Genomic DNA, 12369 nt, shown 5'->3' on the forward strand with positions numbered 1-12369 from the left:
CCGCCGCCTCAAGGCTCGCCTTGATCATGACCTTCCCCCTGGGACTCATCTTGCGAGGAGCGAATCCCCGAAGCAGGCGAGCAGGGCGGCCGGGCCGGGATATACCTGGACGCATCCAGCTTGCCTTAGCGAACTCTCGGTGAAGCCGCCGCACATCACGCCGACGATCGCGATCTTCGCTTTCCTCGCCGCTTCGGCATCGTAGGGGGTGTCACCGATCGCCACCGCATCGTGGCCCTCGACCCCAAGCTTCTTCAGTACCGCTTCGAAGATGTCGGGAGCTGGCTTCGATTCCTCGACGTCGTCCGACGAGGTCGTCACGTCGACCAGGTCGCCGATGCCCGCGATCTCGAGATATTTGGAAAGTTCATCGTTCTTGGCGGAGGAGGCGACGGCAATCCGGACGCCGGCATCCCTCACGCGCCGCAACAGATCGGGGACCGCCGAGAATGGGCGAACCAGCGGCAGATACTGGGACTTGAAGCGGTTGCTGCGCCATTCCTCCATCTCGTTGCCGTGGTCCCGCTGGGCTTCTTCGGCCAGGAAGTGCGGAATCAGCTTGTCGCCGCCCTTGCCAATCTGGCCTCTCGCCTGCTCGAAGCTGACATCGTGGCCGAATTTCACCATCGCTTCGTGCCAGGAGAGGGCGTGGAGATCGACCGAATCCAAGAGCGTCCCGTCCACGTCGAAAATTGCAGCTTTGGTCAATTCAGGATCCTCCCGAGCGTGAGCGATCGATCTTCGAGTACCATTCGGCGTAGGTTGTGTTTTTGGCCATGTGCCGGTTGAGATCAGGCGAGCCGTCTTCCCACCAGACGGGGCCTCTCTCTCCGAGCTCGCGTTTTGCCTTGTCCACTGCCTTACGCGCTGCTGCCTCCGCCTTGAGGTCTGCGCTCCCCTTGGCGTCGCGGACCGCGCGACGGGCCTTCATCAGATGGCCGACGAGACCGGTCCGCTCCGCTTCACCGAGGCCAGGGGTTGGCCATGCGCCACAACCTGCCACGGACGACGAAGTAGCGACCGTCGGGCGTCACCGGATACTTCACGTTACATCAGGCCGACTTGCGCCGCGCCCCAGATGCCGGCTTCTTCGCACCCGCTTCCTTAGCCGGCTTCTTACCGGTGATCGGCATCAGCATCTCCTTCTGAGCCGCCGCAGCTTTCTTCGTCTTCTTGGCAGGCTTTTTCGGAGCCTCGGTCTTGGCTGCTGCGCCACCGACGCTCTTGCGTAGCGCCTCCATCAGGTTGACGACGTTGGTCGCCGCCGGCTTGTCCTTCGGCACGATCGGCTTGCCGGCGCGCTTCTGGTTGATGAGCTCGATCAGCGCGCTTTCATAATGGTCCTCGAACTTCTCCGGCTCGAATGATCCAGCCTTCTGGTTCACGATGTGCCTGGCGAGATCGAGCATGTCCTTCGTGACCTTCACGTCCTGGATCTCGTCGAAATATTCCTGCTCGCTGCGCACTTCGTACGGATAGCGGAGCAGCGTGCCGACAAGACCCTTGCCCATCGGCTCCAGCGCGACGATGTGCTCGCGGTTGGTCAGCACGACCCGGCCGATGGCGACCTTGTCCATTTCGCGAATGGTCTCGCGAATCACGGCGAAGGCGTCGTGCCCGACCTTGCCGTCCGGACGGATGTAGTAGGGGCGGATTAGGTAGCGCGGATCGATATCGGCCTTGTCCACGAACTCGTCTATCTCGATGGTCCGCGTGGATTCCAGCGCGATCTCCTCAAGCTCCTCCTTGGTCACCTCGATGAACTGGTCCTTCTCGAGCTGGTAGCCCTTGACGATGTCCTCGTTGGACACCTCGTCGCCGGTGTCGGCGTCGACTTTCAGGTACTTGATACGATGGCCGGTCTGCCGGTTGAGCTGGTTGAAGGAGATCTTCTCACTCTCCGACGTCGCCGGGTAGAGCGCGACCGGACAGGTGACGAGAGACAACCGAAGAAAGCCTTTCCAGTTCGCGCGGGGGGCCATGATTACGCAACGCTCCAGGTACGGGGACTTGGACTCAAGACGAACGGCGCGACACAGTTCCGACACTGCCCGCAGGCGTCCACCGCAAATTCAGGCCACTTCCCGGTCAATCGCCTGGCGGACGTGGCGGGCAGTCTTGACTCTTACGAACAAAATAAGAACATGCACTGATGGCCCAACCCATGGCATCTGGACCGGCCAGCTTCGACTTGGAGGACGCTGCCGACCAGGCGATTGCGGCCTGTGGGGGCGATGCCCGGGAAGCTCTCAAGGCGCTCATCGTCGCGAATGCTTCCTCGAGGCGCAGGTCGAAGAGCTGCGGGCTTCGATTTCTGCGGGCTACTCGCGCGGCCGGTTCGACGTCCCGCGCGACTAACATGCCCGCGGTGACCTACTATGTGGCTCTGCCGTTCCTCCGTTCGGATGACGGCGTCGCTGCCGGCGAGGCCGTGGAGTGCTTCAATCCCAACGCTGCCGTGATGAAAGCCGAGGCACTTTCGCGAAAGCCCGGCGTCGTTGGTGCGGTGGCCTTCAGCCGCAGCGGGGATCCGGCGACAGGCGAATTCGGAGACGCAAGCGTGATCTGCAAGTTCGGCGACGTGCCGGAAGACCTGAGCACCTTGTGAAGGGACGCGCGGAGATGTTCTGTGCGGAGCCCTGCAAGGCAACTACCTTCCGCTGAGCGACAGACTCATTCGAGTGACGATGTTGTCCCAGGCGTGCTCTTCCTCTGCGGGATAGTCGATCAACACGCAATGGATCAGCCGCCCCGAGAAGTTGCAGCGGTTGTACCAAACCTTGTCGCCCCGGTAGCTGGACACTGCAAAGAACCGTGGTGTCACTCGCTTGTACTGAATGCGTGAAGGCGGATGCTTTTTGGCGAGAAAGGCCGCGGGTGAATCGTTCTCGACGTTAGGCGCGGCCTGGATCGTGATGTCGGCACGTCCGTCGGCGGTTCGGAACCGTTGCCCGTAGCCGTCAGGTCGGCCAGCTTCTTCCGTGAAGATCGAAGATGGGAAATCCATCGAGGTACCGGTCTGGGGAATGGTGTACCTGGTCCATCGCACCGGCTGCGCCGAGGCCGTCGCTGTCGAGACGACAAGTGCCAATGCGAGAGCGCTCGTCGATTTCATCGCACTTCCCTCCCACTGTCACAGAGCAAAAAGCCGGAACGTCAATTACGTTCCAGACGCCTGATGCTGTGGATTGAAAGCGCGCGAGCTACTCGCCTTGCTCGTGGGGACTATTGGAATCACTGGTCAGCCTGGTCTCCCCGCCGGGCGAGGACCCGCCACCGCGGAAGGCTACGGTGATAGCGCCTCCGATGCTTTGGCCGCGTTGTGTCAGGCAGCGCGCAGCGGGGACGTTGGTCGACGGAGCCGGCCGACCTCCTCCGCCTGGCACCTCGGACACCTGAACTGGATTTGGCGTTGCGCGGAAGCGGACTTTTGGATGTTCGCCGCCATAGGCCATGCGCCGCATTGGGGACATTTCTCCAGCAGGGTCTCCGATTCTATCATCGCGCCGCTCCTACCCGCGCCCACAACTCGCCAAAGCTCGGAGACAACCCTCGTTCCGGACGGGTCCTGCACGAGGAAGGAACGAATCAGCGCGCCCGCGTTGAATCGGCATGTGTGCCGTGGCGTTGCGTCAGTCCCGTTTCGGAGTATCGCGCGTCCATGGCGCCATCAAAGCTGCTATTCCTGGTTACATCGATCCGTGTGATCCCACGCTGCGCGAAAAGCCGCCGCGCGGCGGAGACTGGGTCTACGAGATCAAGGCGGATGGCTACCGCGCACAGCTGCACGTGCGAAATGGGGACGCCGAGGTCTATTCGCGTACGGGCCTGGACTGGACGGAGCAGTTCTCCTCGATCGCAGCCGGCGCCCAATTTCTCAAGGCACACACCGCAATCATCGACGGCGAAGCGGTGGTGTACGGCAGTGGCGGCTTGCCAGACTTCCAGCAGCTCAGGAGAGAGCTCGGCCGAAAGCGCAGCGAGCGTGTGCGGTACCATGCCTTCGATCTCCTATACCTTGACGGGTACGACCTGCGCCGCGTCGTGTACGAGGAACGCAAGCGCCTGCTGCAGCGGCTTCTGAAGGACGCACCGGAGACATTCATCTATGTCGAAGCGCTTGCGGCCGACGGCAACGAGGTCTTCGACAAAGGGTGTAAGCTGGGCCTGGAGGGCCTGGTCGCCAAACGGCTCGGCGAACCCTATCGCTCAGGGCGGCAGGAGAGCTGGATCAAGCTCAAATGCAAGAAGAGCGAGACCTTCCCGATCATCGCGTTCGTGGAGAAGCTAGGGGCGCGCCCGCGCAAGGTCGCCTCACTCTACGTCGGCCGGCGCGAGAACGGCAAGCTGCTCTACGCCGGCAAGGTGCGTACCGGCTACACCGAGACGACGGCCCGGGAATTGCGCGAGCGGCTTCATCCGTTGATCCGCAAGGCTTCTCCGCTCGATGTCGCCGTCACAAAGCCGAAGGCGACCTGGGTCGAGCCGACGCTCGAAGTCGAGGTCCAGTATGGCGCGCTGACCGATGATGGCCTACTTCGTGAAGCCGTGTTCAAGGGTTTTCGAGACGATCTTGCGGTGCGCAAGGTCAAGGCGCCGCGACTGGTGCCCTCGCTGGCTGGCCGGCCGAAGCTGGGCGTTTCCCGAGAAAACATCCTACAGCTTCTGCCCGAAGCGGTTGTCCCCTCGAAAGAAGAACTCGCCGACTACTGGCGCAGGGTGTGGAAGAAGGCCCTCCCGCACCTCGGCCATCGCCCGCTCAAGCTGGTGCGTCACATGCACGGCACGACCTTCTATCACAAGGGGCCGCTGCCAAAGGACATTCCGGCGGCCGTGCACCAGCTCCGGATTCAGAAGCGCGAGGGCGGCGAAGGCACGCGCCTGTGGGTCGAGAGCCTGGAAGGTTTCCTTGGGCTGGTCGAGATCGGGGCCGTCGAGCTGCACCCTTGGAATGCGACCGTCGAGGACTTCGAACATGCCGACCGCATCGTGATCGATCTCGATCCCGGCGAGGGCGTCGACTGGGATGCCGTCGTGGAGACCGCGCTCGAGTTGCGCGCGCTGATGAAACGGGAAGGTTTCGAGACCTGGCCCAAGCTCACCGGCGGCAAAGGAATTCATCTGATGGCCCCCCTGGATCAGCCGGTGCTGCACGACAAAGCACATCGGGTGGCGCATCAGCTGGTGTCCGCCCTCGCAGCGCGCCATCCACACCGCTACCTTCTGTCTGCGCAGGCAAAGCGTCGCGATCGCATCTTCCTCGACTATCTGCGCAATGGCCGCGGTACCACGGCCATCGGCACGTATTCCCCGCGCGCCCGGGAGGGATTTCCGATCGCCGCGCCCGTGACATGGAAGCGGATCGAGAGCGGGATCGCGCCGGGCGCCTTCACCATCGATAGTCCATTTCGCGTCAAGCCAAGGAGGTGAGCCACATGTCGGATGCATTCGATCGATGGCTGAAATGGCGCTACAAACCGCGTGGCGACAGGCGCAACATTCCTGCCGAACTCTACGCTGCCGTGATGTCCCTGGCTGAGGCCGATCGCGCCGACCGGCAACGCGTGAACGCGGCTGTCCGTCACCATGACGAGGCTCGTTGTGAAGAAAGGACCGTATGGCTCTACCTCGACGACCACCAGGACGGCAGAACGCTCGCGGCAGGCGAGCCCGGATGGATAAAGGTGTTTGCGTCTGCCGACGTCGCCGACAGGTGGTTCAAGGAAAATGACCCTGAAGGCGTGGCCTGGGAATACGAAGTGGAAGGCGGTCCAGTCGAAGGATCGGTCTGGCTCTACTCGCCGGACCCGGGCTCCCCAGACGTTGGGGATGCCGATTGGGTCAGGCTCTTTGCTTCCAAAGAGAGCGCGCAGAAATGGGTTGAGGCCAACGAGCCGAAGCGCGAGATTTGGGAATACCCTGTTCAGGAGTGACGCGGATGAGAGCGTTCGTTGACAGCTCGGTCTGGTTTGCCGCCGCCCCAAGCGGGACGCTCAGAATGAGCGCGCCAAATCGATCCTCCGGAGCATCGACCAGCACCTTACCACCGACCTGGTGCTGACCGAAACGTGGCAACTGCTCAGAGCCAAACTCGGAAAGGACGTGGCGGAAAGCTTTTGGGAGCGGCTGCGCGACAGCGGAGTTCGGGTCGAACCCGTCATCCGTGCCGATCTGGATGCGGCTTCGGAGATCGAGGCAAGCTTTCCGGACGAGAGCTTTTCGTTGATCGACCGAACGAGTTTTACGATGACGGAGCGCCTGGGGATCACCCGAGCAGCGACGTTCAACCCAAACTTCGCCGCGTACCGACCCCGCCGGGGTCGCAAGCGACCGTTCCAGATACTGAGCGAAGGCCACAGCGAAGTCTTCACTGCGCTGCGACAGGCGCTTCTCGAACGCCGGCCCGTGCACGTGAGCAATGCCGGCCAGCGCCAGACGGTCTGTCCCTACATCCTGGGCCACGCCGCCGGGGAGGAGCGCGCATTCGCTCTCCTTGTGGACGCCGGTTCGAGCATCAGGCGTCCTCTCCAAGCCAGCTGGATCTGCCTTCGGCTCTCGAAGCTCGATGAGGTTCGCTTGGCCGATGCGTCCTGGGTAGAGCGGGACTACCCAGGACCAGTGCAACGATGTGTCGATCAGGTGCACTTGGGCGCGAGCCTGGTAGCTCGAGGCATCAGCCTCAGCTAGAGTCTGTACTCATGAACCTCGGCTCCTAAGTGAAACTGGAGCGTGATCTGCGGCTTGTGACCCAATGTAGACGTGACAGTCTCGCGGCGAGCCTACCCCTCCGGCACACCTGCCGAGCGTAGGCCCTCGTAGATGCGCTCACGCTGCGCTAGGAAAATCGGGTTTTCGCTGCGGCGTTCGTTGCGAAATCTAGCGACAGTGAAGTTCGGGTCGAGCCGGAGGCCGGCATTCCGCGCTTCTCGCGCCTCCGTAGCGCGGCCGCTGAGCGCTGAGGCCGCCGCCAGGAAGAAATGAGGCATGCCGACATTAGGATTCAATCCGACTGATTTACGTAGCCGGTCCAGGGCAGAGTCGAGCCGGCCGAGGAACAGATCGGCAATTCCAAGCAGGGCGTGCCAGCGATCCAGTCCGGGATCGCGCGGGCTGAGTCGGATTGCGTTTGTGAGACTAGCTTCTGCCTCTTCCGCGCGCCCGAGTAGCACCTTCATGAAGCCTGCGTCGGCGTGAGCCCAAGCAAGATTGTGATCCAGCCCGATCGCGAACTCAAGCTCGCTGAGGGCTCGTTCTGTCGCGCCCGAGACATGCAGGACGTTGGCGTGGACAAAATGGGCAAGAGCGTTGCTAGGGGCCAGCGTCAGGGCCTGAGTGATCGCGGTAAGCGCGATTCGTAGCTGTTCGTCCCGATTGGTCGAGGCAAAGGTGCGAAGTTCGTTGCCATGATAGAACGCGACACCGACCAACGCCTCGATGTTTTGGGCGTCCAACTTGAGCGCTTCGTCGAACAGGTCACACGCCGCACGGTCGCGGCGCAGCGACAAGGGTTGGTTGAGGATCGCCCAACCGCGCATAGCTAGATCTACGGCATCCATGTTGTTTGGCCGTTCGCGCTCGGCCCGGCGGCCTTCCGCAGCAACGAGCTCGATTCCAACAATCCGAGCGAGCCGTGTGGTGATCTCATCTTGCATGTCGAAAATGTCGGCGCGCGGCTTGTCGAAACGTTCGGCCCAAATGTGTGCGCCGGTTTCTGTGTTGATGAGCTGCGCGTTCACGCGAACGCGATCGGCGCCGCCCTGCACGCTACCTTCCATCACGTATCGAACGCCAAGTTCGCGGCCGATCACCCGGACGTCCACTGGCTTGCTTTTGAAGGTGAAGGCCGTGTTGCGAGCTATGACGAAAGCTCCAGGAATGCGGGATAGGTCGGTTGTCAGACTTTCGGTTACACCATCGACGAAGTAGTCCTGCTCGCTGTCGCCATTGAGGTTGACGAAGGGCAGGACGACGATGGAGAGCCGCGGTGCGATGGCGTTGTCCGGCGCCGTTGCTACCGAGCGCGCGGGCGATAGCGTATAGACTTGGACTGGCGCGGCGATATTCTTCAATTTCTGGCGGCCGCGATCTTGCGCCGCGAGATCAATCTTGCCACGTACCTGGTCATAGGCTGCACTGGACAGGCAAATACCGCCAGGCTCGGCAATCCCCTCCAATCGCGCCGCCACATTGACCGCATCTCCCATGAGATCGCCGTCTTCCTCCACGACCACGTCACCAACATTGATGCCGATGCGGAATTCAATGCGCTTATCCGGCGCTAGGTGGGCGTTGCTCCCGGCCAAGGCACGTTGCACATTGATCGCCGTACGAACCGCATCCACAACCGACGCGAACTCGGCCAGCAAACCGTCTCCAGTAGTTTTGACGATGCGACCTCGATGGGCAGTGATGGCGGGATCGATCAAGTCCTTGCGAAGGTCCCGGAGGCGATCGAGCGTACCTTCCTCGTCACTGCCCACAAGCCGACTGTAGCCGACTGCATCCGCCGCCAGGATCGTGGTCAACCGTCGGATTTGCCGGTCGATCGCCAAGTCGCCCTCCTGGATGATCGCGACCAGTCTACGCAGTTGGCTGCGGGTGCCAAGGAATTTCAAATCTTGCACGAAGTCGAGGCGTCCCCCACCGGGACCTAAGTCTGAGCTCTGGTGAGATGCCGCCGGTTATCAGAGGCAGAGCGGACGCATAGCGCCCTGTCAGCGCAAATTTTGACTAGCACCGTAGGTTGGTGGCGCCGGGCGGGCGGTTCTTGCCGGCCCATGACGACTCGCGGCTCGCCGGATTAGTTCCGCGATCGAAGCCTCGCGAAGTGCACTCCTGCCGATCTGCTTCAGCCCGTCAACCGATGTCTCGCCCTTGCTGGCGGCTTCGAGGATCATGGAGGCGACGTGGGTGCGGGCAGAGGTCTCGTAGCGTGACACGCTCTCGCACACCTCGTCGAGGACCGCGCGCAAAAGCGCGGTGGTTTCGGCATCGAACATTGGAGGTCTCCCCCAGCGAAAGCAGCATTCTGCCTGAACCCGCACAGTCAGGGATTCACGCAAGTTACGGTCAGCGGAAATTTCTGCGGAATGAATGCGAAGAATGAGCGTGGCCCGCCTTTTCGGGGGCTGGGGGGCTTGAGGGCGGAGCCACGCAGGCCGTGCATTCGCGCGGGCCCGCCACATCAACGATATCCGGCCGAGCCCGTTCCATGCTCGAGACCAAGACCGCGCGCAGCTCGAATCCCTACGGCTCTGGAGGGCGCAGCGGGCCATCCGCCCACTTGCGGGCACCCGGGTCGTGTAGCGGGTCATCGTTGCAATTGGTGCACACGTACCGCGGCCGCCGTTCCGAAGCTTCGTCGGACACAGCTTTCATCGGCTTGCCGCACCCCGGGCACGCCTTCCGGACCGGATGGAGCATGGCCATCTGTTTTCCCCCTGCGATGGCACTCTAGTTCAGCCGAGATCGCGAGCTCAAGCTGGCCGATAAAAATTAGGTCGGGTTCACGCACTGTTGCGCGCCTTCTTGACTCCGCCGCCGCACAGCACTCAACTCTGGGCAGTGATGTTGAGGGGCGTGTCATGGAGCAGGAGTTCTACCGAGGTCTGGCCCAAAGGGTCCGAGGTATGGCGGAGAAAGCCGATCCGTTCACCCGGCGTCGTCTCCTAGATCTCGCCAAACGGTATGACAGCAGGGGCAGGCAGCCCTCGGCATCCGGACCGACCGAGCGGCCGCTGCCGACGCCTCGCACGACGCCGCCTGCAGCGATTTTCTCTGGGCCCGGCGAGGCGTGACGCCCACACCCGTGTCGTTCTCGATGGTGCCGCACCGCGCACCCGATAGAGCCTGGCGGCCGTCCCGCAGTGCGCGAAGAGAGCCGCGAGAGACGCCTCCCCAGGACCAAGCTCGCCTACCCAGCCGGTGGACCTGGCCTCACCTGCGAGGATTTGATGCCGTGAGCGGGTGCGGCATCGCCTTCCCGAACGCAATCCTAGCGGCTTGGACGGGGTGCGGAGAGGCGCCCCCTTGCACGGGAACGAGCTACCGCGTAGGGCAACCTTCCGGCAGGTTGTCCTCGGCTTTCCCGCGTAGGCGCGTGAGCTCCGACCACGCCAGGGCGGCGGTGATCCATCTCTGCCGTTCTAGCCCATCGGCGTCGGCGGCAAGCTTCATTGCCGCGACGGCCTCGCGCTCGGAGTCGTACGAGGATTCCATGGACCCAAATATAGCTGCAGATCGTAAACGATCACGCACCAGTGGGACCGTAGCAATCCGGGGTCGGCACCACACGCGGGCGCCTGTCTAGCCTTTTGGAGCTGCTCCGCCGATCCGCCCGTTAGCGTAAACCTCTGGAGCGCTCGCGATTGAGGCCCTGCGCGAGCGTCCCGCAAGGGGGTCCAACTGCACCGACACTCCCGAAAAGCTCGTGAATTGCTTGTCTTTCAGATATCTCGCGCCGAGCGGTCCCGATATTGTGGGGCCTGACGGATTACCTCATCGGCTCACCACGAGAAGAGATGTTTCGAGACGCATCGGATCTGGCCGCGATGGCCGAGGCACTAGGCCGATCGAGCGACTACCGGGTGCTTCGGCGCCTGGTGCCGCGGCCAACGTCGATGCCGGCCTCCGGACAGGAAATTAAAGTCGGCATCCTGCTCGACACCGAAACCACCGGCCTCGACCACCGCAAGGACGAACTCATCGAGCTCGGCATGGTCAAGTTCGGCTACACCCCGGAAGGGCGCATCATTGAAGTCAGGGACACGTTCTCCGCCTTCAATGAGCCGTCCGAGCCGATCCCGACCGAGATCACGGCGCTTACCGGCATCACCGACGAAATGGTGGCCGGCCACAAGATCGACGAGGCGGCCGTGAACGCCTTCGTCGATGATTCCGTGGTCCTGATCATCGCGCATAACAGTGGATTCGATCGCAAGTTTTCCGAACGCTACTGGCCCGTCTTCGAGCGGAAGGCGTGGGCATGCTCCGCGACGGAGGTCGATTGGCGGCAGCACGGCTTCGATGGAGCGAAGCTCGGCTACCTTCTGAATGGCGCCGGCTATTTCCACCAGGCGCACCGGGCGGTTGACGACTGTCACGCGCTGCTCGAGATCTTGGACTTCGACCTACCAACGACCGGCGCGCCCGCGCTCGCCGTCCTGCTCGAGACCGCACGACAGAAGACCATCCGGATCTGGGCCGAACAGTCGCCGTTCGAACTCAAGGATTCGCTGAAGCGGCGCGGCTATCACTGGAGCGACGGCACGGACGGTCGGCCAAAGTCCTGGTACGTCGACGTCTGCGAGTCGGCGCTGGACACCGAGCTCGCGTTTCTCCGGACCGAGATCTACCTGCGCGATGTGGAGCCGCGCCTGCAGACGCTGACCGCCTTCACCCGCTTCTCCTGCAGGATCTGATGGCCGCCAACGGCCATGCTACGCGCGCGAACCTGCCCTCAGCGGCCGAGACGTTTCTCGACCCGCTTGCGGCTGTTGCCGACCTTCTTCACGGCCTTCTTCACCGCCGAGGCCGAGCGGCCAGTCTTCTTTGCTTCGTACCGCAATTCGTAGTCCTGGCCTTTAGCCACGCGGGCGCGATCCTGTTTGCGTCCCCGTGCGGTCTTCTTCGCTGCCATCTGCTCCTCCGTCTGCCAAGCTGACGGCAGTGCAACGCTTCAAGGAATCACCGGGTTCCCGCAAAGAAGCTGTTGCGCGCCGAAGCCGAACGAGCGCCGGCAGCATCTCGGCTCCACCTTGGTTGGCCTTTCCATTTTCGTTTGCTCGACCGCCTGCACGAAGGCTTCGTCGCACCGCATGAGCACAGCGGCCCTTTGGCGCAGTCGCCTGAGTTGGCCAGCTCCGAACGCTCCGGCCCAATGAGGATGAAGTACGCGCCCGGAGCCCGCTCCCGTTTTCTTGCAGATCCTTTTCTACATCCTCCATTCCAAACCCACGGACCGGGAAAACTTGGAACTTCTCAGTCCAGCGCATGTTTGTGCCGTGCCACTTCTGGAGGACGACATGAACAAGAGACTGCTTCTTCTGCTAACGGCTGCTTTGCTTCTGGCGGGTCCGTCGTTTGCGCAAAACCCGCCGGCCACTGATCGGCCCAACAATAACGCGGTCAACAGTACCGGTCAGAACAATTCCAACAAGCCGGTCGCAGGGGCCAACAGCTTCACCGAGGGTCAGGCCAAATCGAAGATTGAGGACGCGGGCTACACCAACGTCACATCCCTGAAGAAGGACGACAACGGCGTCTGGCGCGGAAAGGCCAGCAAAGGCGGCGCCTCGACCGATGTGAGTCTGGATTTCCAAGGCAACGTGAACGCGGCGAAATAACCTGCGCCCAACAAAATTGAGGGAT

General features: G+C 62.5%; 12 protein-coding genes and 2 pseudogenes. 7 read left to right on the top strand and 7 right to left on the bottom strand.

All coding sequences use genetic code 11. The features are described from left to right. Positions 1-45: 45 nt before the first annotated feature. The 3 genes and pseudogenes from AC0L3S_RS09110 to ku all read right to left on the bottom strand — a co-directional run bounded on the left by AC0L3S_RS09110 (position 46) and on the right by ku (position 1982). Positions 46-708 carry an HAD family hydrolase gene (locus tag AC0L3S_RS09110; RefSeq protein WP_473278819.1) on the bottom strand — a complete coding sequence of 221 codons (663 nt, stop codon included), beginning with the start codon at positions 706-708 and terminating at the stop codon, positions 46-48. A gap of 1 nt (position 709) precedes the next feature. Next, positions 710-986 (bottom strand): annotated as a pseudogene (locus tag AC0L3S_RS09115) (hypothetical protein). A gap of 66 nt (positions 987-1052) precedes the next feature. Beyond that, positions 1053-1982 (bottom strand): non-homologous end joining protein Ku, encoded by a 930-nt coding sequence (gene ku / locus AC0L3S_RS09120; RefSeq protein WP_473278820.1) that lies wholly within the window; start codon positions 1980-1982, stop codon positions 1053-1055. A gap of 377 nt (positions 1983-2359) precedes the next feature. Here ku and AC0L3S_RS09125 point away from each other — a divergent pair, with 377 nt between their 5' ends. Then, positions 2360-2608, top strand: a complete 249-nt coding sequence (locus AC0L3S_RS09125; RefSeq protein WP_473278821.1) for a hypothetical protein — start codon at positions 2360-2362, stop codon at positions 2606-2608. A 42-nt stretch (positions 2609-2650) separates the two neighbouring features. Here AC0L3S_RS09125 and AC0L3S_RS09130 read toward each other — a convergent pair whose 3' ends face one another. Further along, complete coding sequence (locus AC0L3S_RS09130; RefSeq protein ID WP_473278822.1) at positions 2651-3115, bottom strand: hypothetical protein; 465 nt, start codon at positions 3113-3115, stop codon at positions 2651-2653. 497 nt (positions 3116-3612) lie between these two features. On the opposite strand from AC0L3S_RS09130, the gene ligD reads away from it, so the two are divergent. Genes ligD through AC0L3S_RS09145 form a run of 3 tightly spaced genes read left to right on the top strand, consistent with a single transcriptional unit; the run spans position 3613 to position 6687 of the window. Beyond that, a complete protein-coding gene (gene ligD, locus AC0L3S_RS09135; protein WP_473278823.1) occupies positions 3613-5430 on the top strand; it encodes a DNA ligase D in 1818 nt (605 codons plus the stop codon). 5 nt (positions 5431-5435) lie between these two features. Continuing rightward, entirely contained in the window at positions 5436-5933 is a 498-nt protein-coding gene (locus AC0L3S_RS09140) for a hypothetical protein (RefSeq protein ID WP_473278824.1), read from the top strand. Between the two features lie 31 nt (positions 5934-5964). Next, positions 5965-6687: a type II toxin-antitoxin system VapC family toxin gene (locus AC0L3S_RS09145; RefSeq protein ID WP_473278881.1), complete on the top strand. Its 723-nt coding sequence runs from the start codon at positions 5965-5967 to the stop codon at positions 6685-6687. A gap of 92 nt (positions 6688-6779) precedes the next feature. Here AC0L3S_RS09145 and AC0L3S_RS09150 read toward each other — a convergent pair whose 3' ends face one another. Then, entirely contained in the window at positions 6780-8552 is a 1773-nt protein-coding gene (locus AC0L3S_RS09150; protein WP_473278825.1) for an adenylate/guanylate cyclase domain-containing protein, read from the bottom strand. Between the two features lie 264 nt (positions 8553-8816). After that, positions 8817-8999: pseudogene (locus AC0L3S_RS09155) on the bottom strand (hypothetical protein); the annotation flags it as partial. A 585-nt stretch (positions 9000-9584) separates the two neighbouring features. On the opposite strand from AC0L3S_RS09155, the gene AC0L3S_RS09160 reads away from it, so the two are divergent. Beyond that, positions 9585-9797, top strand: coding sequence for a hypothetical protein (locus AC0L3S_RS09160; RefSeq protein WP_473278826.1), 213 nt, complete (start codon positions 9585-9587; stop codon positions 9795-9797). A 723-nt stretch (positions 9798-10520) separates the two neighbouring features. Then, the gene (locus AC0L3S_RS09165; RefSeq protein ID WP_473278827.1) at positions 10521-11420 is read left to right on the top strand and encodes a 3'-5' exonuclease; all 900 of its coding nucleotides are present in this window, start codon (positions 10521-10523) and stop codon (positions 11418-11420) included. A 38-nt stretch (positions 11421-11458) separates the two neighbouring features. On the opposite strand, the gene AC0L3S_RS09170 is transcribed toward AC0L3S_RS09165, so the two are convergent. Next, the gene (locus AC0L3S_RS09170) at positions 11459-11638 is read right to left on the bottom strand and encodes a DUF3606 domain-containing protein (RefSeq protein ID WP_473278828.1); all 180 of its coding nucleotides are present in this window, start codon (positions 11636-11638) and stop codon (positions 11459-11461) included. 385 nt (positions 11639-12023) lie between these two features. Between AC0L3S_RS09170 and AC0L3S_RS09175 the strand changes: the two genes are divergently transcribed. Then, the gene (locus tag AC0L3S_RS09175) at positions 12024-12344 is read left to right on the top strand and encodes a hypothetical protein (RefSeq protein WP_473278829.1); all 321 of its coding nucleotides are present in this window, start codon (positions 12024-12026) and stop codon (positions 12342-12344) included. Positions 12345-12369 lie beyond the last annotated feature (25 nt).

The sequence above is a fragment of the Bradyrhizobium sp. Ken01 genome, from assembly GCF_055807355.1.

Excerpts from the sequence above, each read along its gene's own strand:
- ku (WP_473278820.1), bottom strand. The coding sequence starts at position 1,982 with ATGGCCCCCCGCGCGAACTGGAAAGGCTTTCTTCGGTTGTCTCTCGTC.
- AC0L3S_RS09125 (WP_473278821.1), top strand. The coding sequence starts at position 2,360 with ATGCCCGCGGTGACCTACTATGTGGCTCTGCCGTTCCTCCGTTCGGAT.
- AC0L3S_RS09130 (WP_473278822.1), bottom strand. The coding sequence starts at position 3,115 with ATGAAATCGACGAGCGCTCTCGCATTGGCACTTGTCGTCTCGACAGCG.
- ligD (WP_473278823.1), top strand. The coding sequence starts at position 3,613 with ATGTGTGCCGTGGCGTTGCGTCAGTCCCGTTTCGGAGTATCGCGCGTC.
- AC0L3S_RS09140 (WP_473278824.1), top strand. The coding sequence starts at position 5,436 with ATGTCGGATGCATTCGATCGATGGCTGAAATGGCGCTACAAACCGCGT.
- AC0L3S_RS09160 (WP_473278826.1), top strand. The coding sequence starts at position 9,585 with ATGGAGCAGGAGTTCTACCGAGGTCTGGCCCAAAGGGTCCGAGGTATG.
- AC0L3S_RS09165 (WP_473278827.1), top strand. The coding sequence starts at position 10,521 with ATGTTTCGAGACGCATCGGATCTGGCCGCGATGGCCGAGGCACTAGGC.
- AC0L3S_RS09170 (WP_473278828.1), bottom strand. The coding sequence starts at position 11,638 with ATGGCAGCGAAGAAGACCGCACGGGGACGCAAACAGGATCGCGCCCGC.
- AC0L3S_RS09175 (WP_473278829.1), top strand. The coding sequence starts at position 12,024 with ATGAACAAGAGACTGCTTCTTCTGCTAACGGCTGCTTTGCTTCTGGCG.